Raw genomic sequence first — 22,590 nt, 5'->3', positions numbered from 1 at the left:
AAAAGCTCTGTTTAGCTCAAAGGCCGCTAACCAAAATCCAAGCAACCGCAACAGGGGCGACAAAACGGCAGATAAACAGCCATGCCCCCATAAATGGAAACGGTGCCTCGCCCTTATTGGTGACTTCTTCTTTCATCTTGTCAGCCACAACCCAGCCCACAAACAATGAAATCAAAATACCGCCAACGGGCAGCAGGATGTTTGACGCAATATAGTCCATTGAATCAAGGAAACCTTTTTCCCTGATGATGTGAACATCACTCCACACCCCAAGGGACAGGGAAGACGGGATACCCAACAAGAAAATCACCACACCAAAGATGACAGCCGCTGCTTTGGGGTGCCAACCTTTATCATCGCTGAAAAAAGCAATGATCGGCTGCATAAGCGAAACCGCAGAAGTCAGCGCTGCAACCGTTAGCAATGAGAAGAACAACAAGCCAAAGAAGGCCCCGCCCGGCATTTGGGCAAAAACGGCTGGCAAGGTGATAAACGTCAGACCCGGTCCGGCTGATGGATCAAAGCCAAAGGCAAAGACTGCCGGCAAGATCAAGAGCCCCGCCAAAACAGCAACACCTGAATCAAGTGAGCTTACCCAAAGGGCTGATTTGCCAAGGCTTTCCTTTTTATTTAGGTAAGAACCATAAGTGATCATTGCGCCCATACCGATGGAAAGGGAGAAAAACGCCTGAGAAAGCGCCCCATTAAAGGTCTCTGCTGTGACTTTTGAAAGGTCAGGCAACAAGAAAAACTCTAGGCCTTTTTCCGCACCCGGCAATGTAATGGCACGTCCGATCAAGACGATTAAAAGCACAAACAGCATGGGCATGAGGATTTTACAGGCCCGTTCAATCCCTTTTTGCACCCCGCCAAGCACCACGGCAACCGTGATCCCCATAAAGAGGGCGTGATAGATGATTGGCTCAACCGGATCACTGATAAAGCTGCCAAAGGCTTTACCCAGCTCATCAGCAGACCCAACAAGTGAGCCCGATGCCATTTTGAAAATATAGGCAATCGTCCAACCTGCAACCACGCTATAAAAAGACAGGATGATGAAAGCGGCTGCCACACCCATAAAGCCAACCACAGGCCAGAGCTTACCTTTTAGTGTGGCAAAAGCGCCAATAGGGTTGCGCTGTGCAGCACGCCCAATGGCAAATTCAGCCAACATGACACTAAGACCAATGGTGAAAACCAAGGCCAGATAAATAAGTAAAAACGCACCACCACCATGCTGGCCCGTCATATAGGGGAACTTCCAGATATTACCAAGTCCGACGGCTGATCCGGCAGCAGCCAGAACGAAGCCAAGGCGTGAGCCCCACTCTTCTCGTGAATTCATTATTATTCTACTTTCCCAATAACCAAGTTAGGTGCGCCTGTTATTTTTATCACGCACGTAGTAACGGGCGAAACTACATCTTTTTGTGAGAAATAGGCTTGCGAAGTTTCAGATGAAATTAAAATGAAACGACTGACCATACGGTCAAGTTTGAAATTTAATTTCAAATGGGATATGAATAAAGCGGAAAATAACAGGAGAAATATTGTGAGACGATTTGCTTTTCTAGCCTGCTTCATCTCAGTGCTCAGCCTTGGTTTTAATGCTGCATCAGCAAATGATAAAATCGGCACAACCATAAAAGCAACGGGCACAACAACAGCTTATCGCCTAAACCTCATTTATGCGCAACGCAACACCGACCCTGTTTTCTTTGGCGATGAGCTCAAAACAGGGGCAAGCTCGCGCCTGCAAGTGGTGTTTAACGATTCGACAGAGCTTTATTTAGGCGATCATTCAACCCTCACCATTGATGAGCTGGTCTATATCCCCAACCAAAAAGGCCAAGCTCTCTTTAGCCTGAGCCAAGGTGTTTTTCGCATGGTCAGCGGCGCTATCAACAAAATAGCGGGCTCTTCTTTTCGTGTTCGCACACCCTTAGCGACCATCGGTGTGAGAGGCACTGACTTTTGGGGTCACCAAACAGAGGATAAACTCATACTGGCTTTACTTGATGATGGTGAGGTCGAGATATCAACACAGGAAGGAGACGTCACCTTGAGCACACCTTTAAGCGCCATTGTTATTGAAAAAGACAAACCTTTGGGCCAAGTTTTCCAACTGAGCCAAGAGCAAGTTGATCAAGCAAAACAGACGGTTGAATAAAGCCTTGGCATAACGTCACACTGGCGCAGGCCAGTGTCTAGATTCAGGCCTGCGCCAGAATGACAGTTAGCTCCAGCGTTTTTCAAACTCTTGAGAGATATCGAACAAACGTTCAAATGGGGAGTGTTCAGCGCTAATTGCTAGCTGATCTTCTACCTTCCCCATGCCAACACGACCAAATTTTTCGCGCACAGCCTCTTCCAACCATTGCTTGGCCTGAATATGACGTGCATCATTTAAAAGGCTATTGTCTTTTAAAAATTCCAGATGTGTATCAAAAGCATCAACCAGTTCTTTAATGCCTTTTTGCTGCATGGAAGACAGCAATAAAACCGGAATATCCCAAGGGTCCGCCCCTTGACGCCCCGCAAGGTTAAGCGCGCCTTTCATATCGGCAACTGCACGGCGTGCGGGTGCGCCCATATCGGCCTTTGTAATGGCCACAATATGAGGGATTTCCACAATGCCTGCTTTGATAAACTGTAAACTGTCACCAGAGCCGGGCTGCACACAAAATAAGACCGTATCCGCCACCCCGACAATATCGGTTTCAGATTGCCCCACCCCAACGGTTTCAATCAGCACCACATCATAAACAGCGCGCATCAACACCATACCGGAAACGGTTAACCCTGCCAGACCGCCCAAACGGTCGCGCGCCGCCATGGAGCGCACATAAATACCTTGGTCATCCGGGTCTGTTGTAAAACGCGTGCGATCCCCCAGCAAAGCGCCACCCGTGCGCTTTGAACTGGGATCAACCGCAATCACCCCAACCGTGCGCCCCATAGAGCGCCACTGGGCAATCAATGTATTGGTCAAAGTTGATTTTCCCACACCCGGTGGACCCGTTATGCCAATGACATGGCCTTGGGGTTCCTGATAAGCGGCATTGAGCAAATCAAGGGTTTCACGGCTATCAGGGGCGCGTTCCACCTGTGCCAAGGCACGGGCCATAGCGGCTTTTTTACCGCTTTTCAGTTTTTCAAAATCAACTGTCTTCATCAATTAATCCTGTGAGGCAGGGTCCAACCCCAAGGCCGCTTGTGCAGCAGCCAGACGGGCAATGGGCACACGATAAGGTGAACATGAAACATAGCTCAAGCCAATTTTATGACAAAAAGCCACAGAAGCCGGATCACCACCATGTTCCCCACAAATACCAAGCTTGATATCTGGGCGGGTCTGGCGACCACGCTCAGCCCCCATTTGCACGAGCTCACCTACGCCGTCTTGGTCAATGGAAACAAACGGATCAACATTAATCACGCCTTTTTCCTGATAAACACGCAAGAAGCGCCCGGCATCATCGCGCGACAGCCCATATGTTGTCTGGGTTAAATCGTTGGTACCAAAGCTAAAGAATTCAGCGGCTTGAGCAATTTCACCAGCGCGCAAACAGGCACGTGGCAGCTCAATCATAGTGCCGACCATATAGTCAATCTCGAGCCCTTCGGCCTCACAGACTTCCTTGGCTGTGTTTTGCACCACAACTTTCAAACGCTCCAGCTCCGCATTCATGGCGACAAGCGGGATCATGATTTCTGGCATGACAGGCTTGCCACCTGCCTTTGTCACCTTACAGGCGGCTTCGAAAATTGCACGGGTCTGCATCTCGTAAATTTCAGGATAAGTAATCCCTAAACGACAACCGCGATGACCCAACATCGGGTTTTGTTCAGCCAGTTCAGCAGCGCGTTCTTTCACCCCTTCAACCGACATATTGGCGATTTTCGCCACTTCTTCCATGTCATGTTCACTATGGGGGAGAAATTCATGCAACGGTGGGTCCAGCAAGCGGATGGTAAGCGGCAGGCCTTCCATAATCTGGAAGAGCTCTTCAAAGTCTTGGCGCTGAAACGGCAAGATATGGCCCAAGGCCTCACGGCGCTTGCGCTCATCATCCGCCAAGATCATCTCGCGCACATAATTGATTCGCGCATGTTCAAAAAACATATGTTCTGTGCGGCACAGACCAATGCCTTCTGCGCCAAGCTTGCGCGCCATTTCCGCATCACTTGGGGTTTCTGCATTGGTGCGCACGCCAAGTTCACGAATGTCATCGGCCCAATGCATGAGCTTGGCAAAATCACCGGAAAGTTCTGGCTGGATTGTTGGCACGGTGCCTAAAATCACCTCACCGTTTGATCCATCCAGCGTAATCACATCGCCTTCAGCCAAGACTTTACCATCAAAACTGGTGAGCGTTCTGGCCTTATAATCAACCCGCATATCCCCTGCACCAGAAACACAAGGTGTCCCCATGCCACGCGCCACAACAGCGGCGTGGGAGGTCATGCCGCCACGGGTGGTTAAAATCCCTTCTGCCACATGCATACCGCCAATATCTTCAGGGCTTGTTTCTGTGCGCACAAGAATGACTTCTTCTTTGCGTTTGACCCATTTTTCCGCATCTTCAGCAGAAAAAACAATCCGTCCCGTTGCCGCACCGGGTGAGGCTGGCAAAGCGCGGCTGATTACATCGCGCGGGGCATCAGGATCAAGCGTTGGGTGGAGCAACTGATCCAGTGAATGCGGATCAAGGCGCATGACGGCTTCTTCTTTAGTGATCAAGCCTTCTTCACACATATCCACTGCCATTTTCAAGGCGGCTTTGGTTGTGCGTTTGCCCACACGGGTCTGCAACATCCAGAGTGTATCTTTCTGGATGGTGAACTCCATGTCTTGCATGTCTTTATAATGGGCCTCAAGCTTATTGCGGTACGTGACCAATTCCGCGAAAGTCTTGGGCATGACTTCTTCCATGCTCGGCAGTTTTGAGCCGCTTTCTTCTTTTTCATAGATGGTCAGCGGTTGAGGTGTGCGAATACCAGCCACCACATCTTCACCTTGGGCATTGATCAGATATTCACCATAGAAATGCTTATCACCCGTTGAGGGGTTGCGCGTAAAACAGACACCTGTGGCGCAATCTTCGCCCATATTGCCAAAGACCATGGCCTGAATGTTCACAGCCGTGCCCCATTCAGCCGGGATATTATGCAAGATGCGATATGTGTTAGCCCGCGCATTCATCCATGATTTAAACACCGCCCCAACAGCGCCCCAAAGCTGAACCTTGGGGTCTTGGGGGAAGTCTTCATCCATTTCTTCAAGGACTTTTTCCTTATATTGATCACACAGGCTTTTCCAATCCTCCCCTGTGAGGTCCGTATCAAGGCTATAGTCTTTTTCGTCCTTATAATATTCAAGCAGCTCTTCAAAGATGTAATGGTCCACACCAAGGACCACATCTGAATACATTTGAATAAAACGGCGATAGCTATCATAGGCAAACCGCGTATCACCCGATTGCTGTGCAAGCCCTTCAACCGTTTCATCATTTAGGCCAAGGTTAAGCACCGTATCCATCATGCCGGGCATGGAGGCACGTGCGCCACTTCTTACCGAAACAAGCAAGGGGGCTTTAGCATCGCCAAATTTGGCATCCATATGGACTTCAATTTCAGCGAGCGCTGTTAAGACCTGTTCTTCAAGGTCTTGGGGATATGTTCTGTCATTATCATAGAAATGGGTACAGACCTCGGTCGTCATGGTAAATCCTGCGGGTACAGGGATACCAAGGCTGCTCATCTCTGCAAGGTTGGCACCTTTGCCACCCAGCAATTCCTTCATATCGGCACGGCCTTCCGCCTTACCTTTTGCGAAGGTATAAACCCATTTAGTCATGATCTTTTGCCTCTCAAGTTCGATCACAGTATCACCGTCATCCCAAACCGTAATCCGGGATCTAGATCCCCGCTTGCACGGGGATGACGAACTTAAGGAAACAGTCTTATCCCTCTAGCTTAGAGAAATCTGCAATCCCGTCCAATGCATGGCCGATTTGCGACAAAAGGCGCAAACGGTTGGCACGTACATCAGCGTTCTCACAGTTGACCGTCACCTTATCAAAGAACGCATCTACCGGTCCCCGCAATGTGGCAAGCGCCGCCATTGCCTCAGCAAAACGTTCTTCTTTAAGAGCAGATCCCAGAGTCCCCATGACTGGTTCCAGCTTCTCAAACAGCTTTTGTTCTTCATCTTGTTCCAAAAGAGATGCTTCTACAGCTTCGTTATATTTAACACCGTCTTTTTTCTCTTCGATGCGAACAATATTCATGGCACGGCGATAAGCCGCGACCAAATTCGCCCCGTCATCAGATGACAGGAATTCTTTTAGGGCTTTAACGCGCGCCAACAAGCGCACGAGATCATCTTCTCCACCTTTGGAGAAAACAGCCGTAATCATATCATGCGCAATTCCTTCGTCTTTTAAGTGAACTTTGAGACGATCAGCAAAGAAATCAAGCAGATTTTGTTCATTCTGCGCCGTGTTGGACGGAACAGAATTCAACCCATTCACCGTTGAAAATGCCGTATGGGCTTCTGAGAAGACCTTCAACAGGTTCAAACGCAGGTTATTTTCAAGGATCAAGCGGATCACACCCAGCGCTGCACGACGCAGGGCAAACGGGTCTTTTGATCCGGTTGGTTTTTCATCAATAGACCAAAAGCCCACCAATGTATCAATTTTATCCGCCAAAGACACCGCAACCGAGTTTGGTGCAGATGGACAGGCATCACTTGGGCCTTGCGGAGCATAATGGTCCGCAATCGCTTGGGCAACCAGCGGGCTTTCACCGTGATGTTCAGCGTAATATTCACCCATAATGCCTTGAAGCTCAGGGAATTCATAAACCATTTCAGAAACGAGGTCGGCTTTTGCCAAATGGGCGGCACGACAGGTGGTGCCCAAATCAGCACCTTCAATCATTTCTGAAAGCTCGCCAGAAAGTTTCTCCATACGGGCAACTTTTTGGCCCATGGAGCCCAGCTTGGCATGAAACAGCATGTCATCCAGTTTAGGCAGCAGGTCTTCAAGATTCTTTTTCAAATCCTGATCCCAGAAGAATTTCGCATCAGACAAACGCGCGCGCAACACACGCTCGTTACCTGCAATAATGGCTTTTCCGCCATCAGGAGCCACCTTGTTTGCCACCACAACAAAGCGCGGGGCAAGGCTGCCATCCTCTTTTAGGCAAGAAAAATACTTCTGGTGAGAGCGCATGGAAGTGATCAAACATTCCTGCGGCACAGCCATAAATTCATCATCAATTTGGCCTGCATGAACAACAGGCCATTCAACCAGACCTGTCACTTCATTTAAGAGGCCTTCATCATCCTTGAGCACATAGCCTTGTTCGCGGGCAACTTTTTCTGCCTGCTCTTTAATAGAGGCTTTGCGCTCTTCTTGATCAAGAATGACTTTATGTTCACGAAGCAGCGTTGCATAGCTGGCAAAGTCATCAACCGAGAAATCATTTGGCGCCAAGAAACGGTGACCACGTGTATAACCACAAGAGGTTACAGGGCCAAAATCAAACGGTACAACCGCGCCATTCATGATACAGAGGATATTTTGCAAGGGGCGTACCCAACGCAAAGAGTTTGCCCCCCACTTCATGGATTTCGCCCAAGGCAATGCGTTTAGGGCTGCAATGATGATTTCAGGCAGAACCGCAATGGTGTCTTGGCCTTTTTTCTCAATCACAGCCACATAGAAGCTGCCTTTTTTACCTTCTTGGATTTCACATTGATCCAGCGTCAGGCCCGTTGAGCCCAAAAAGCCGTTAATAGCTTGTTCTGGCGCACCGACTTTGGGGCCTTTGCGTTCTTCTCGCACATCAGGTTGTTTTTCCGGCAAGCCATCAACGACCAAGGTCAAGCGGCGCGGTGTGACAAAGCTTTTGGCCTCAGAAAATTCCAGACCAGCTTTTTTAAGCCCTTCGCTCATCAAACGTTTTAGGTCGTTTGCGGCGCGCACCTGCATACGGGCAGGGATTTCTTCACTGAGAAGTTCGAGTAATAATTCAGCCATTTCTTTTTACGCCTTTTCAACCGTTTGGGTCTTCATCCAGGCTTCACAGCAGCCTTTCGCCATTGTCCGTACACGACCGATATAGGCAGCACGTTCTGTCACGGAGATTACACCGCGGGCATCAAGAAGGTTAAACGTATGGCTGGCACGCACGCATTGTTCATAAGCGGGCAGTGCAAGCGGTTCCTCAAGGCTCAACAGATGTGAGCATTGTGTTTCGGCATCACGAAAATGCTGGAACAAAATATCGGTATTGGCATGTTCAAAGTTAAAGGCCGATTGCTCACGCTCATTTTGCAAGAACACATCACCGTAAGAGACGCCTTCACCGTTGAAGTCCAGGTCATAGACATTTTCAACGCCCTGAATATACATGGCCAAACGTTCCAGACCGTAAGTCAGCTCCACAGCGACCGGATCACATTCAATCCCGCCGACCTGTTGGAAATAGGTGAACTGGGTGACTTCCATACCATCCAGCCAAACTTCCCAGCCAAGGCCCCATGCGCCCAGTGTCGGGCTTTCCCAGTCATCTTCCACAAAACGGATATCATGCAAATCGGTATCGATACCCAGATGTTTAAGGGATTCAAGATACAGCTCTTGGGAGTCTGATGGTGAAGGTTTTAAAACCACCTGAAACTGGTAATAATGCTGCAAACGGTTTGGGTTTTCCCCATATCGCCCATCAACCGGGCGGCGCGAAGGCTGCACATAAGCCGTTTTCCATGGCTTTGGCCCCAAAGCACGCAAGGTCGTCGCTGGGTGGAATGTACCCGCGCCAACTTCCATGTCAAGTGGTTGCAGGATTACACAGCCCTTCTCGGCCCAGAAATTCTGAAGCGAGAGGATCAAATTCTGAAAACAGGTCTTTTTATTGGGTGTCGTGCCCATGGTCATCACAATCTTAGAAAAGAGGTTCGAAATACCGATTTTTGCAGTGCCGAAATTAGCGGAAATTAAAGCCTGCGGTCAAGCAATGTTCAACATTATTTATCAAAGGGGCAACCGTCTTTGCCACAGCCTGATCGTTTATCGGCAATGACATAGTCACCACATTTAGAACAAGCCACCAGTTCTTCATATTCTGCATCTTTGGGAGAGGCTTGCGGTGCTTGGCTTTCCCCCTGATCACGAGATACGTTTTTAGGTGTCTTATCTTGGCGTTCCTGCATACGGCCCAGCCATTTAAAGGCGTACCAGACAGCCGCGATGATAATGACGGTAAATAAGAGTTTATTGGGGCTAAATCCAAACATCTGTTTGAAAGGTTCCTTACAGCATCAAAAAAAGTGTGATTCTTTTAGCAAAATGGCCCCTTGGAAGGAACTTCTTTTTTCGCTTACCCAATGCAGCGCCTATCGCCCGCTTTTAAAATCTTCAGAAAAACTATCAAAGGATTCAAAAGCATCAGGATTTCTGCGTTTTTTCTTTTTCTTTTTGGCTTTTTCTTCAACGGAAGCCCGACCAGCTGGTTGGTTTGAAGATTTAGGCGGTGGTGGTGGTGTGGGCTTATCTTTAATCGCATCCTTCCCCTCATCAGCCTCTTTTTTCACAGGGGCTGCCATATCGGGGGCTTCTTCAGCCTCCGGCATTCCTGTTCTAGCCAGCTCAACATCACCAATGCCCATTGGTTCTTTTTCAGCTTTGGGGCGGTTCATCGGTGGGGCATCACTGACTTTAACCTTAACGCCCTTGCCGTCTTGAAGGTTATTGACCTGCATCTGTAGTGAGTTTACATCTGCGCGCAAACGTTCAATGGTTTTTTCCATTTCCATAAAGGTTTCTTCTAGATGGCCTTCCATGGACTCTTTAAAACGTTTGCCCTCTTCCTTATTTTCATCACGCATCCAGTTGATACGCTGTTTGGTGTCGTTATCAATCCATTCCTGAAGCTCTTTGACTTTGCTCTCAAAGTCTTTGCGCACACCGACTTTTATGTCGTAGATGGAATTTGCAACATTGCCCAAATAATAGACAATGAAAAAGCCAACTAAAACAGCAACAGCAACGCCAACTGTAATGGCTATGGTCGCTGTTCCGCTCATGCGAATCCCTTCCCTTCTCGAAAGAGATTATGCTTCAAAATCAATGTTTTTTCAAACACAGGCATCAGTAGTTCCTTGGACAAAGACATGGGTTTTCCATGATTTAGCAGATAGTCTACATAGAGTGAAAAGAAACGCCACAAAAAAAGGCTTTGCAGACTAATTTTAACGAGGCAACAGCATACGATTGTGTTAGGATTGACCTAATCCACAAAAAGAAAGCAAGTGGACGCTAGGAATGGAACATAGTGCAAAGAATCTCTCTGACGCTATTCAATGGGACCACAAGGCCTCAATCAATAAATTCGTCCTCATGCCTGCCTTTTGGGCAATCCCAGTTCTGATCTGGAGCTTGATTGTCGCTCTATCCCTTTTCCACAACCTGACACAGATTGAAAAATTCACCCTTGAAACAGCTGCCAATAAAGGGCGTTTTATCTTTTCGATGGTTGAAGATGTGCGTTTGTGGAATGCACGTCACGGCGGCGTTTATGTTGAAACCACCGATAAAAGCCCATCTAACCCCTATTTAAAAGACCCGCAAAAAGACATTGTGACCACCAAGGGGCGCAAACTCACAAAACTCAATCCGGCCTATATGACAAGGCAGATTGCGGGCGTCATTAAGGAAAACAGCGATACACTTATCCATCTGACCAGCCTTAACCCCATCAATCCGGGTAATGTGGCCGATGAATGGGAAAAGCGCGCACTTAAATCCTTTGAAGAAACGGCAAAAGAACGGTTTGAGTTTATTGAATTTGCAGATGTTCAAAGTTTTCGTTACATGGCCCCGCTTATGACCGCAAATGCCTGCCTTGATTGCCATGAGCATCAAGGCTATCAAGTCGGCGATGTGCGCGGTGGAATTAGCGTATCCTTTAACGCAACGTCTTATATGTCGGCACAAGACCAACAGATACAGAACCAGATTATTTTACATGCAAGCATCTGGGCACTGTTATGCAGCCTGACTTTAATGGGGCTAAAGCGGTTGCGCCACCAATTGACCTTATTGATTGATGTCAACAAACGCCAAGAAGAAATTGTTCATCTGCGCACACAGGATTTACGCGAAGAATCACGCAAACGTCATGAAACCCAAGCCCAATTCAGGCGGTTTATTGATGCTTCTGCTGAAGGGATTGTGGCGCTTGATACTGATGGGGTCTGCACATTTGCCAACCCTAAAGCCGCCAGCCTTTTCAAACTGCCCTCAACCCAAGACATTCTTGGCAAAGACTTCCATCATGTAAGTGGTCATCACATCCACCCTCTGCGCCCCAGCCAAAAAGAAGACTGCGCGATTGTACAATGTTTTCAAGATGGCAAAGAACATTACAGTGACAATGAATTTTTCAAAAAATCAGATGGTGCCTCTTTTCCGGTCGAATATTTTGCTTCTCCTGTTTATGAACAAGATAAGCTCATTGGGGCGATTGTCACTTTTGTTGATGTAACAGATCGCAAACAACGCGAAAGCGAACTCAATAAGCTGTCCAAAGCCGTAACTCACAGCCCGGCAACGACCCTTATCACCGATAAGAAAGGTCGCATTGAATATGTGAACAAGCGTTTTTGTGAGGTAACAGGCTATAGCGAGGAAGAAGTCATTGGAAAAACCCCGCGTCTTTTAAAATCAGGCCATACCGCACCAGAGGTATATAAAGACATCTGGAACACTTTACTTCAGGGTGATGAATGGCATGGTGAGCTTTTAAACCGCAAGAAAGATGGTACGCTTTTCTGGGAAGAATGCCTCATTTCCCCCATCACGGATACTTTTGGTGAGGTCACCCATTTTGTGGCTGTAAACCGCGACATTACCGATTTTAAGGTGGAGATGGATGAGGCTTGGCGCCAAGCCAACTTTGACCAATTAACCAAACTGCCCAACCGCAGCCTGTTAGAAGACAGGTTAGAAAATGCCGTGTCGCTCGCCCTTCGTGAAAAAAGAAGCCTGGCCCTTTTATTCATTGATCTCGATGGCTTTAAACAGGTCAATGACACCTATGGTCATGATGCGGGGGATCATGTTTTACAAATCACTGCCAAACGCCTGCAAGAACATATCCGTCAAAGTGATACGGCTGCCAGATTGGGCGGGGATGAATTTGTTGTCATCTTACACGAACCCGCCTCAATTGAAGGGGTAGAAAATGTCGCTCATAAAATTATCAATGAGCTTTCCAAAGAGACCACTTTTAAGGAAGATAAAATGGCGGTTTCTGCCTCCATCGGCATTGCCCTGATGCCACGCGATACCTCCAACGCCAATGAGCTGCTGCGTTTTGCCGATGTGGCTATGTATGGGGCCAAGCAAGATGGTAAAAACGGCTTTTGCCATTATGACCGCTTCACCCGTATGCCCACATCACAAGACTAAGTCGAGCCCATCACCTTTTTTTAAGATGTCTGAGGCAAGCGCTGTATAATCCCCATTATCTTCATGCACCACCATGCCGCCAGATATTTTCATCGGCGTCTTGATGCCTTTGCGCCCTTGTAAGATAAAGCGCTTGGCCCCGCGACGTTGCGGGCCTGTGGGGTTCATGGACCAGATGGGGTATAAAATTATCTCCCCAAGGCGACCTTTAAGGGCTGCTAAGGTTTCTTCTAAACGCTCTGAGCGGTTGATAAAAGTCACCGTGCCTTTGGGTTTGGTCATGCGCAACATATAATCCACCCAATTTTGCAAGGAAGCATCTTCTTCCATATGGGCGCGCGCCTTGATCTCATTAGGGGGGCGATGACCAGAGCCTGCCTCATAAAAAGGTGGATTTGCCATGACATGGTCAAAGGAATTGGGCATAGGATCCATAGGCCTTTTGCTCAAATCCCCTTGAATGATACGCACAGTGCTGTTGAGTTGATTTTTTTCAATATTTTTCTGGGCAATGGCAACCAGATCGTCCTGAATTTCAATACCGCTGAGCTCAAGTCCGTCCACACGTGCCCCAAGACAAAAACTTGCTGCCCCCACACCACAGCCCACATCAAGGACTTTCTGCCCCGCCTTGGCTGGAATTGAAGCCGCAAGCAAAACCGGGTCTGTGGCTGCGCGATAGCCCTCAACAGGTTGAAACAGATGAACCTTGCCATTTAAGAACAGGTCTTCGCTTAATTTAGGGAGTTCACTCACAAGCCATCTCCCCATTTTGCAAACTTTTTAACAGCCTTTTGGCACGATCATAATCTTCATCAGACACCATAATTCGGCTAGAAGCCACACTAAAATCACCGGGAAACAGGCTACCGACAAAGCCGTCAAACAGGTCATACTCAATACCTTCGCCCTCAAGGTGGTATTTCAGGGCCGATAGTAAAACCGGATCACCAGAAGCAACTAACTCTTTCATAAAATGCGATACCCTCTTCCAACTCTCGCCCAAACCTGCTATTTGACTTGTGCCTTTGTAATTTTTTGGATGATTTGACCATAAAACACAAGGCCATACTATAATTATCAATTATGGAATAACATGGATAAGACGTCGTCAAGCCCTACTGCCGTTGAAACTCTCACCAATTTGGTGGCAGATGATCTTAAAGCTGTCAATGAAGCCATTGTGGAGCGTATGCAAAGCCCCGTCGCTTTGATCCCACAATTGGCAGGCCATTTGATTGCCGCAGGCGGTAAACGCCTTCGCCCCATGTTGACCCTTGCCAGTGCCCAATTGCTTGACTATCAGGGCAGCAAACATATCGGGCTGGCTGCCTGTGTTGAATTTATCCATACTGCCACTTTGTTGCATGACGATGTGGTTGATGAAAGTGACTTGCGTCGCGGTCAAGATAGCGCCAATGCCATTTGGGGCAATAAGCCAAGTGTGCTTGTGGGCGATTTCCTCTTTAGCCGCAGTTTTGAGCTCATGGTCAAAGCCGATAGCTTAAAAGTCATGGAAATTCTGTCTCATGCCTCTTCTGTTATTGCTGAAGGTGAAGTTTTACAGCTGATCACAGCCAATGATGCCGATGCCACAGAAGAAGCCTATCTTGAAGTTATTCAGGCCAAAACGGCCCAGCTTTTTGCAGCGGCCTGTCATGTAGGTGGCCTTGTGGCTGGTGCCACTGATGCCCAAGAAGAAGCCTTGCAAAGCTATGGTAATAACCTTGGCATTGCCTTCCAGCTGATTGATGATGCGCTTGATTACAGTGCCAAACAGGCAGAGCTGGGCAAAGCGGTTGGCGATGATTTCCGTGATGGTAAAATGACTTTGCCGGTTATTTTGGCGGTTGCGCGCGGTGATGATGAAGAAAAAGCCTTTTGGAAGCGCACCCAAGAAGAACAGGAATTTAAAGACGGCGATCTTGAACACGCCCTTGGCCTGCTGAACAAGCACAACACGCTTGAAGATACGGTTTTGCGCGCGCGACAATATGGTGAAAAAGCCATCAGCGATTTGGATATTTTCCCTGATAGCGCTGCCAAAGAGGCCCTTAAAGGGATTGTGCAATTCTGTATCGAGCGTGCTTATTAAAACCTCGCCCAATGATTTAAATACAAAAAAAGAGCAGCGCGATTTAACCGGCTGCTCTTTTCTTTTTAGCTGTCACTTAGATTTCAACGACGACTTTACCAATGGCTTGACCGCTTGTGAGATGGTCATAAGCCTTGCCGACTTCTTCAAGGCTGAAACGGTTTTCATCAAGTAAGGGCTTTAAGGCACCTGCATCAACAATCTCTGCCAACTTTGCCAAAATTGCCCCATGCTCTTCGCGTTTTTGATTAAACAACATGGGGATCAACATAAAAACCACATGTAAAGACAGACCTTTAAAATGAGCAGGGGATAAATCAATCTCCAGCAATGAAACCGTGGTTGCCACTTGTGCATTTAGGGCAGCGGCCTCAAAAGAGTTTGTCATATTTTCCCCACCAACGGAGTCAAACACAACATCAAAACCCGCACCATCCGTATATTGAGCCACATAATCTGCAACGGTTTCTGTGGTGTAATCAATGGCCGTAGCTCCATATTGCTTCATCATTTCAGCCGTTTTTTCACCGGAGATGGTTGCATAAACCTCTGCACCAAAATGTTTTGCCAATTGTGTTGCCACATGACCAACACCACCTGCACCACCATGAACCAGAATTTTCTGCCCTGCATGTGCGCCCGCTCTTTTTAAACCCTCATAAGCCGTAATGCCGACCAACGGCAAAGCCGCGGCTTCACGCATAGAGATGGATTTGGGCTTGTGAGCCATAAGTCTTGCATCAGCGACCATATATTCAGCCAAGGTGCCTTGAAGGTCAGCTAAGCCACCTGCACAGCCGTATACCTCATCACCCACAACAAAGCCCTCAACACCTTCACCGACTTCTTCTACTGTGCCAGCAAAGTCCATGCCCAAGATGGCAGGGAGATCAGGCGACAGAGGCAAGTCCTTACCCATCGTTTTGATCATGGTGTCAACCGTATTTACACTGCCCGCCGCAATACGAACAAGCACATGGCCTGATTTCAGCGTCGGTTTAGTCATATCCGTCAGTTGGAACTGTGCGTTTTCACCATATTCATTAAGCGTCATTGCTTTCATCATTTTACTCCTAAGGGTCAAGATTGCTTGGCCCTTAAGATAGAATATATTTTTTATATATAAATGACGCATTTATAAAATCACTATTCTGATTTTACATATAATAAGACCGTCAAGTTCTACCAAAAGTATGAATTACATAGATAAGGAACAATCCTTAAGTAACGCTTCCGGATTGCTGATTATTCTGAAGAAAGTATAAAATACCGTCTTAAGGGCTTCTATGATAAGATAAATTTTATAATTGCAGTAAACTGCTACTTGGGCTTAGGGACATATGAAACTCACTCAAAAGCTTACCATTTTATTTTTAGGCGGCTATCTATTGCTTGGTCTTGCCATATATCTTGGCAGTGAGGTCCTAAAGGGTAACCTTGAAACCATTATCCATAATGGCAATCCCAAGATTAAAAACGCTCTTGAAATGGAAATTAATATCGAGGAAGCCTCAGCAAACCTGCATTATTATCTTATTACGGCTTCCCCAAAATCACTGGCCTCTTTCAAAAAACATATTATTGGCTTTGAAGACTATTTTAAAAGCTATAGCGATTTACCCACAGGGCCTGAAGAACAGGAAGTTCTCAAAGATATTCGCATAAACTTTGATAAGTTCAGCCGGGTATCAGATATTCTCACGAAAAAAAATGCCCAACAGCTTGCCAAAATCACTGAACGTAGACGCATTTTATCAAACGAACTTGAAATCCTGCTCGACGATATCCTGCAAAAAGGGAAAGACCTGTCTCACTATAGCCTGAAAGATCACTTTCTTGTTGAAATGGAAGTCAGCATTCATGAACTGATCTCGGCTGTGCGCGGCTATCTGCTGCGCCACGACCTTCATCTAAAAGAGCAGGTTAATCAAAGCATTAAAGATTTTGAGAAATGGAAAAAACAGCTTACCTCGCTTTCTCTCACAAGTAATATCCGTCGCAAGGTTGAAGTTGTTAACTTTCTCTTCAACGAAATTAAAACCCTTAGCCTAGACATATTAATCCTTGAAGATGAAAAAGACCGCCTGCTAACCACGCTTAATAAAACCACCACCTATATGGAAACCATCGTGAACGATCATCTTCGCTCACATGCAACCCAGCAAGCTAAACAAGCAGAAGAAGAAGCACTTTCCACCATTACCAACATACGCAATTCTATTATTTTCTTCCTGATCTTCGGCATTATTCTCATTAGCGTCATATCGCGCCCTCTTCATAAGGCCATTCGCGAACTTATTTCCGCGACCCATAAAGTCAAAGAAGGTGATGAAGCCCAGATTGTTGTTGAGCGAAATGATGAATTAGGCGAACTGGCGCACGCCTTTAACCATATGTCGCGCGAAATTACCGAACAGAAACACAAACTTGTTCAGGCAAGAGATGATGCCGAAACTGCCAATAAAACAAAATCCGAATTCCTAGCCGCCATGAGCCATGAAATCCGCACGCCGCTCACCGGGGTGATGGGGTTTGCAGACCTTTTGTTGGTGGATGATATCCCCCAAGAAAGCAAACAAAAGGCCATGCGCATTAAAGGCTCTACCGAAGCACTTTATCGCATCATCAATGATATTTTGGATATGTCCAAGCTCGAAGCTGGGAAATTCAATTTAGAAATGAACGATTTCGACCTGCAAAAACTTGTCAAAGAAGTGACTGACCTGTTTGAGAAAAGCAGGAGAACGGATAAAAATGTTGTCTGGGAACTTCATTTTTCAGATGACTTCCCCCAAGGCATTCATTCAGATATTACCCGCATTCGCCAAATTTTAATGAACCTGTTGGGTAATGCGTTTAAATTCACCCAAGAAGGCACCATCAGCATTCATTGTGAAATGACTGAGGATGATGAGGGACAACCTTTTGTGAAATTCAGTGTGATTGATACAGGGATCGGTATTGCCGATGATACAATCAACATGCTGTTCACCTCCTTCACACAAGCCGATGCCTCCATCTCGAGAAAGTTTGAAGGTACTGGCTTGGGGCTTGCAATTTGCAAAAGCCTAATTGACCTTCTCGGTGGTGAAATTGGTGTTGAAAGCCAGGAAGGTAAAGGCAGTACCTTCTGGTTTACCCTGCCCTATAAAGAAGCAACAGATATTCAGTCACAAGATGAACCCAAAGCCCTTGCGACTGATTATAAGGCCCTGCGCCCGCTTAATATTCTTGTGGCAGAAGATAACCGGGTTAACCAGCATATCATTCAAAAATTCATGGAAGCCTATGGGCATAAAATCACCATTGCCGCCAACGGCCTTGAAGCCCTAAATGCCCATAAGGAAAACCCATATGAGCTGATTTTAATGGATGTGCGCATGCCAGAAATGGATGGCCCTGAAGCCACCAGAAACATTCGCCAACTTTCTGGTGAGCCCGCAAATGTCCCCATCATCGCCATTACCGCAGATGCCATCAAGCAACATATTGAGGGTTACTTTGAAGCAGGCATGAATGCCTTTGTCCCCAAACCGTTTAACTGGGTTCAAACCATTCTTGCCATCAACAACGTCATGGATGAAGACATTCACGTCCTTAAAGACGACTAAATTCTAATCATCGTAATAGCCTTTATCAGCTTCATTATGACACGCTTGGCAATTTGCTTTTGACTTGGCCTTGGCCCAACGTTGTGGCGTGATTTCATCCTCTTCTTCATGCTCATGCACCCAATGGGATGTTTGGGTAATACGCAGGCTGGGGTTATCACCTTTCACATTATCAAAACGTGATGAGCGCCAAAAACGGGAAAACGTGCCTGCATCGGCTGCATTTTCAACCAAATAAGTCTCAATATGCTTTTCGATATCTTTTTCAAGCGAAGCATCTTCACCAAAATGATTAGGCAGATCAGACATAATTCTCTGCCATGAGGCCTTTGGTAAAAGCTGGGGCTGAAAAGCAATATGACAATCCCCACATTCCTGCTTTACAACTCTGTCTTTAATTACAGGAACATTATCACTATCAGCCCATGCAGGGACTGCGCTGAGCATCAGGGCCATTACAGGCAATAAAACTTTTTTCATTTTCTTCACTTTCTCTTTTTTATTGCGACATCATATAAGTCAGGAAATCACCTTTTTCCTGAAGGCTACATTCACGATTAAGAACCGAGTTACAGTTACGTCTGAACCATTTATCCACCTTGCGCTGGTCCATATAACGCGCAGGTGTTTTTGAGCTGGCCATTGGCTCAATCACCTTGCCAGCACGTGTTAGCCCTTGTGTAAAAGGGCTTGAACCATGGCACGTGGTGCAAGAAGGTGTTTCAGCCTTTCCCAAACCAAATTTTGTTTCAAACAACACCTTACCCCTTTGCGCATCAAAGCCCTGAAAAGAGGCGTTTTCTTGCTCGGCCTTCATTTTGAGTTTTTCCAATACAGGTGATGCACCCGCCATTGAAGACAGGGCAAAACTCATACCCATCACGAGGGTAATTATAATTTTATTCATTTGATTTTCCTTTTTTCACAACGTCAGGCAGGTTGATATTCTGGTCGTAAAAAGTGCCCACAAGCGCATCTTGGTGGCAGCCTGCACAGTTTGTTTTTGACTCAATTTTTTTATGCGAAAAGAATTCTTCAGCAATTGCTTCATGGCGATAACGCCAAAAGGGTGAAGCTGTAATGCGAGCAGGTTGTTCAAAGAGGTCAAGGCGCAAATTATTCGCCGCTTCCGTATCCCACTTCCATGCATTATTTGCCTTTAAATAGTCTTGAATAACAAGGAATGAGCCCTCATCCAGCGTTGCATCTTCTCCAAAATGGTCGTCCAGACCTGCCATAATATGCTCCCAGCTTTCTTGTGGCAGCAAACTTGGATGAAACGCATGATGGCAATCTCCGCATTCATTTTCATAGATGCGGCTTGTCGATAAAGTCTGTTGAAAGGGCTGGTTAAACAAATAAAGGGCAAGCAACACAAAAACAGGAAGCACGCACCAGAACAAAAGAAACCTTAAAGCCCCCTCATCACTTTTTTCTTCAGGCACATCCGATTTTTGACCATGGATCATGGAGAGAACCAGCTTCTCCCCCTTTAGCTCATGCACAAGCACGCCAAGCAGGTGAAGGAGGATCAAGCCCAGCAGGGCAAATCCAAGCGCTTCATGGATTACTTTAAAGGAAAGCCCCGTCGCAAAGCTCACATACGGCGCAAGGACACCTTGTTTTTCAACCCCGCCTAAAAGGATAAAACCCGATAGGCTCAACATCACAAGAAGCCCAATAACGAAATATACAAAAAAAGCTCCTGCCGGATTGTGCCCAACATAAGGATCACCACGGCCCTTGCGGTAGTTTTGTACATACACCCATGCTTTACTCAGCGAGGGTTTAAAACTGCTAAAACGGCTATAGCGCGATCCCATAAAGCCCCAGAACAGGCGAAAGACCATAAACACCGCAATGAGATAGCCCGCACTCACATGCCAGTTGAGCAGCCATTCCTCACCTAAAAAACCCGTATATAATGTGATGAGAACACAGATAACCAGCGCCCAATGAAAAAGGCGCACAGGCATATCCCAAATTGTCGTGACGTTCTGCATAACAGGAACCCGTTTATTTATCCTGATGCTTTATATTCCCCTGAGCTTACAGGAAACTGACAAGCTGTCAGACTTCATGTCAGCTTCTTGTAAGCTTGGCTCTATAGGGTTGTTTTCAGTTTGATATGAAACCACACAATAGTCTGACAACGATATGAAAAAAATCTCGCACCGTAGCTTCCTCTTCTTGTTTCTTGGCATAAGCCTTGTCTGCTTCACTTCTCAGCAAGACCTAAACCTAATCTCACCGGCTTTTGGCGATGGGGATGGTGGTGATGGAGATGGGGACGGCGATGGTGATGGCGACGGCGATGGTGACGGAGATGGTGGCGGAGACGGCGGCGGCGATGGCGGAAGCGGTGGCGGCGATGGCGGCGCTTCTGGTGGTGATGGCGGCGGCGACAGTGCTGGTGGCGAAAGTTTTGATGAAGATTTCTTCGCCATGGAAAATGAATATCTTGAAGCCCGTGGCTTCATTGAAGCTCGTCAAGTAGGTGCTTCTTTCTCAAATGCAGAAGAAAAAACATTCCTCGCCAACAGGTGGCAAAATACAACATATGCCGGGCTAAATATTCCGGCCCCCAGCTATAGTGCGACAAGCACGCCACAAATAAGCAGCCACCAAGTTGCGGCAGGCCCAACCCTATCAAACTTCCCTGATATCCCCGTCATTGCTGATTTCCCCAAAGGTAAAGCCCAGCCTGATGATATTGCCGTCATCATTTCAAATGCGGATTATTCAAAAAATGCAACAGACATTCCCGATGTGCGCCCAGCTTATGCCGATGCAAAAGGGTTTCGTCTTTATGCAGAACAGACTCTAGGTGTCGCCCCTAAAAACATCATTCATTTAAAAGATGCGACACAAGCACAAATGATCCGTGTTTTTGGCACCAAAGACAATCATCAGGCCCAGCTTTTTGATTGGGTAAAACCAAACAGGTCCAATGTTTATGTTTTTTATGCAGGTCATGGGGCACCAGATACCAAGGCAGGCATGAGTTACCTTGTCCCCAGTGATGCCGATGCGGCACGCATTTCCCTAAACGGTTTTTCTATTGAAACCCTTTATCGCAACCTGTCACTCATTCCTGCGCGCAAACGTACTGTCATTCTTGAAGCCTGTTTTTCAGGTAACAGTCAAACCGGGCAAGTCGTTGAAAAGGCCTCTCCCGTCTTTATCAAGTCACGCCATGTTAGCGTTCCTGAAAACCTGACCGTGATTACCGCAGGCGGACCTCAACAAATTGCCTCATGGGAACCCGATGGCACCCATAGCCTCTTTAGCAAATTTTTCCTCCTTGGCGTTAGTGGGGAGGCGGATCGTGCACCTTATGGCAATCAAGATAAAAATGTTTCTCTGGGGGAGCTTAAGACCTATCTGGATGAAACCACAACCTATTGGGCACGGCGCTATTTTGGGCGTGAACAACATGTACAGATTATCGAGGCAAAATCATGAAAAAACTTATCTCATCATTCCTGCTTTCATGTGGCCTCAGCCTCTTCTTATCGGCTTGTGCTTCCCACGGGCCTTATAAGCAAACGGCTTCTTTAAGCGCCTTACCCTTACCCACCTATCATGTGGGTGATACGTTTATTTACACAAACGGCTATTCTGAAACAGTTAAACAGATCAATGGAGAAAAAATCACATGGCAGGCTGGCAGTGCAACTGAAGTTGTGGCCTATCGCAATTTCCTTTTGCCCTCACTGCACTGGCAAACCCATGAAAAAGAATCCCATGGCCTCATTCATGAACAGCCCGATATGATGTTCCCCTTAAACCATGGCAATGATGAACGTTTCACCATGACAAGGACCGTTATTGACAAACTTGATGGGCAAGAAAAAGAATATGTTCAAGCTTGGGACTGTACAGTTGATGGCAGCTATGAAATCACGGTTGCGGCAGGGACTTTTGATACCATGAAGATTTCCTGTTATCGCTTTTATCGTACATGGTTGCGCCAAACACGTATTTTCTATTATGCCCCATCCATTAATCACTATGTACTTCGCGAAGATCAGTTCAAATCGCGCCCCAGCCACAAGATTGAGCTGGCAAGTTATATTCCCTCACTAACTTTTCTCTCTGCAACAGATCAGAAATCTCTTCAGGAAAGCTTCCAACTTGCAATGGAACATAATCTCAGCAACGTGGGGGTCAACTGGTTTGGCAAAGGTAAACGCGCCCAAAGCACCATCAAACCCCTCAAATCTTTTAGAACCGATAGAGCCCTCTTTTGCCGAACCTTCGAGCAATCTATTGCCTATGGGGAATTCCAACGCAATTTCTTTGGAAATGTTTGCCGCCATACGGATGGCATCTGGCGCTACACCCGTGTGAAAACACATTTAGGATAGAGAAAAACTCTTCTTGTCAGATACTTGTA

At 46.8% G+C, this 22,590-nt stretch carries 19 protein-coding genes; 6 read left to right on the top strand and 13 right to left on the bottom strand.

Features of this window, described 5'->3' with window-relative positions; all coding sequences use genetic code 11:
- Positions 1–16 precede the first annotated feature (16 nt).
- Entirely contained in the window at positions 17–1,345 is a 1,329-nt protein-coding gene (locus MTBPR1_RS10425; RefSeq protein WP_069188948.1) for a sodium-dependent transporter, read from the bottom strand.
- Between the two features lie 207 nt (positions 1,346–1,552).
- Between MTBPR1_RS10425 and MTBPR1_RS10420 the strand changes: the two genes are divergently transcribed.
- Positions 1,553–2,170 carry a FecR family protein gene (locus MTBPR1_RS10420; protein ID WP_069188947.1) on the top strand — a complete coding sequence of 206 codons (618 nt, stop codon included), beginning with the start codon at positions 1,553–1,555 and terminating at the stop codon, positions 2,168–2,170.
- A gap of 66 nt (positions 2,171–2,236) precedes the next feature.
- On the opposite strand, the gene MTBPR1_RS10415 is transcribed toward MTBPR1_RS10420, so the two are convergent.
- From MTBPR1_RS10415 to MTBPR1_RS10390, 6 genes are all read right to left on the bottom strand, one after another.
- Positions 2,237–3,175 carry an ArgK/MeaB family GTPase gene (locus MTBPR1_RS10415; protein ID WP_069188946.1) on the bottom strand — a complete coding sequence of 313 codons (939 nt, stop codon included), beginning with the start codon at positions 3,173–3,175 and terminating at the stop codon, positions 2,237–2,239.
- Positions 3,176–3,178: 3 nt separating this feature from the next.
- Positions 3,179–5,860 carry a pyruvate, phosphate dikinase gene (gene ppdK / locus MTBPR1_RS10410; protein WP_069188945.1) on the bottom strand — a complete coding sequence of 894 codons (2,682 nt, stop codon included), beginning with the start codon at positions 5,858–5,860 and terminating at the stop codon, positions 3,179–3,181.
- Positions 5,861–5,966: 106 nt separating this feature from the next.
- Positions 5,967–8,051 (bottom strand): glycine--tRNA ligase subunit beta, encoded by a 2,085-nt coding sequence (glyS, locus tag MTBPR1_RS10405; RefSeq protein ID WP_069188944.1) that lies wholly within the window; start codon positions 8,049–8,051, stop codon positions 5,967–5,969.
- A gap of 6 nt (positions 8,052–8,057) precedes the next feature.
- Positions 8,058–8,945 (bottom strand): glycine--tRNA ligase subunit alpha, encoded by an 888-nt coding sequence (locus MTBPR1_RS10400; RefSeq protein WP_069189038.1) that lies wholly within the window; start codon positions 8,943–8,945, stop codon positions 8,058–8,060.
- 95 nt (positions 8,946–9,040) lie between these two features.
- On the bottom strand, positions 9,041–9,310 hold the full coding sequence (locus MTBPR1_RS10395; protein ID WP_069188943.1) for a hypothetical protein: 270 nt from the start codon (positions 9,308–9,310) through the stop codon (positions 9,041–9,043).
- A gap of 99 nt (positions 9,311–9,409) precedes the next feature.
- The gene (locus MTBPR1_RS10390) at positions 9,410–10,099 is read right to left on the bottom strand and encodes a hypothetical protein (protein WP_069188942.1); all 690 of its coding nucleotides are present in this window, start codon (positions 10,097–10,099) and stop codon (positions 9,410–9,412) included.
- A gap of 238 nt (positions 10,100–10,337) precedes the next feature.
- Between MTBPR1_RS10390 and MTBPR1_RS10385 the strand changes: the two genes are divergently transcribed.
- Positions 10,338–12,485, top strand: coding sequence for a diguanylate cyclase domain-containing protein (locus MTBPR1_RS10385; RefSeq protein WP_069188941.1), 2,148 nt, complete (start codon positions 10,338–10,340; stop codon positions 12,483–12,485).
- Here MTBPR1_RS10385 and MTBPR1_RS10380 read toward each other — a convergent pair.
- Positions 12,474–13,241: a tRNA1(Val) (adenine(37)-N6)-methyltransferase gene (locus tag MTBPR1_RS10380; RefSeq protein WP_165602657.1), complete on the bottom strand. Its 768-nt coding sequence runs from the start codon at positions 13,239–13,241 to the stop codon at positions 12,474–12,476. The genes MTBPR1_RS10385 and MTBPR1_RS10380 overlap by 12 nt on opposite strands.
- Positions 13,234–13,458: a putative signal transducing protein gene (locus MTBPR1_RS10375; RefSeq protein ID WP_069188939.1), complete on the bottom strand. Its 225-nt coding sequence runs from the start codon at positions 13,456–13,458 to the stop codon at positions 13,234–13,236. Before MTBPR1_RS10375 ends, MTBPR1_RS10380 begins: the two co-directional genes overlap by 8 nt.
- Positions 13,459–13,581: 123 nt before the next feature.
- Here MTBPR1_RS10375 and MTBPR1_RS10370 point away from each other — a divergent pair, with 123 nt between their 5' ends.
- Positions 13,582–14,580: a polyprenyl synthetase family protein gene (locus MTBPR1_RS10370; protein ID WP_069188938.1), complete on the top strand. Its 999-nt coding sequence runs from the start codon at positions 13,582–13,584 to the stop codon at positions 14,578–14,580.
- Between the two features lie 76 nt (positions 14,581–14,656).
- Here MTBPR1_RS10370 and MTBPR1_RS10365 read toward each other — a convergent pair whose 3' ends face one another.
- Entirely contained in the window at positions 14,657–15,646 is a 990-nt protein-coding gene (locus tag MTBPR1_RS10365; RefSeq protein WP_205631233.1) for a zinc-dependent alcohol dehydrogenase family protein, read from the bottom strand.
- A gap of 274 nt (positions 15,647–15,920) precedes the next feature.
- Between MTBPR1_RS10365 and MTBPR1_RS10360 the strand changes: the two genes are divergently transcribed.
- Positions 15,921–18,191 carry an ATP-binding protein gene (locus MTBPR1_RS10360; RefSeq protein ID WP_069188936.1) on the top strand — a complete coding sequence of 757 codons (2,271 nt, stop codon included), beginning with the start codon at positions 15,921–15,923 and terminating at the stop codon, positions 18,189–18,191.
- Positions 18,192–18,194: 3 nt separating this feature from the next.
- On the opposite strand, the gene MTBPR1_RS10355 is transcribed toward MTBPR1_RS10360, so the two are convergent.
- Genes MTBPR1_RS10355 through MTBPR1_RS10345 form a run of 3 tightly spaced genes read right to left on the bottom strand, consistent with a single transcriptional unit; the run spans position 18,195 to position 20,194 of the window.
- Positions 18,195–18,671, bottom strand: a complete 477-nt coding sequence (locus MTBPR1_RS10355) for a diheme cytochrome c (RefSeq protein ID WP_069188935.1) — start codon at positions 18,669–18,671, stop codon at positions 18,195–18,197.
- Positions 18,672–18,690: 19 nt separating this feature from the next.
- Positions 18,691–19,098 (bottom strand): DUF1924 domain-containing protein, encoded by a 408-nt coding sequence (locus MTBPR1_RS10350; RefSeq protein WP_069188934.1) that lies wholly within the window; start codon positions 19,096–19,098, stop codon positions 18,691–18,693.
- Positions 19,091–20,194, bottom strand: coding sequence for a cytochrome b/b6 domain-containing protein (locus MTBPR1_RS10345; protein ID WP_069188933.1), 1,104 nt, complete (start codon positions 20,192–20,194; stop codon positions 19,091–19,093). The genes MTBPR1_RS10350 and MTBPR1_RS10345 overlap by 8 nt, the downstream gene beginning before the upstream one ends.
- Before the next feature lie 154 nt (positions 20,195–20,348).
- Between MTBPR1_RS10345 and MTBPR1_RS10340 the strand changes: the two genes are divergently transcribed.
- The gene (locus MTBPR1_RS10340; RefSeq protein ID WP_069188932.1) at positions 20,349–21,656 is read left to right on the top strand and encodes a caspase family protein; all 1,308 of its coding nucleotides are present in this window, start codon (positions 20,349–20,351) and stop codon (positions 21,654–21,656) included.
- Positions 21,653–22,561 carry a hypothetical protein gene (locus MTBPR1_RS10335; RefSeq protein WP_069188931.1) on the top strand — a complete coding sequence of 303 codons (909 nt, stop codon included), beginning with the start codon at positions 21,653–21,655 and terminating at the stop codon, positions 22,559–22,561. The genes MTBPR1_RS10340 and MTBPR1_RS10335 overlap by 4 nt, the downstream gene beginning before the upstream one ends.
- Positions 22,562–22,590: the final 29 nt, after the last annotated feature.

This window comes from Candidatus Terasakiella magnetica (assembly GCF_900093605.1).
In the GTDB taxonomy this organism is placed as follows: Bacteria; Pseudomonadota; Alphaproteobacteria; order Rhodospirillales; family Terasakiellaceae; genus Terasakiella; species Terasakiella magnetica.
The sequence above is the reverse complement of the archived record's forward strand: the minus strand, read 5'-3'. Positions and strand labels throughout refer to the sequence as shown.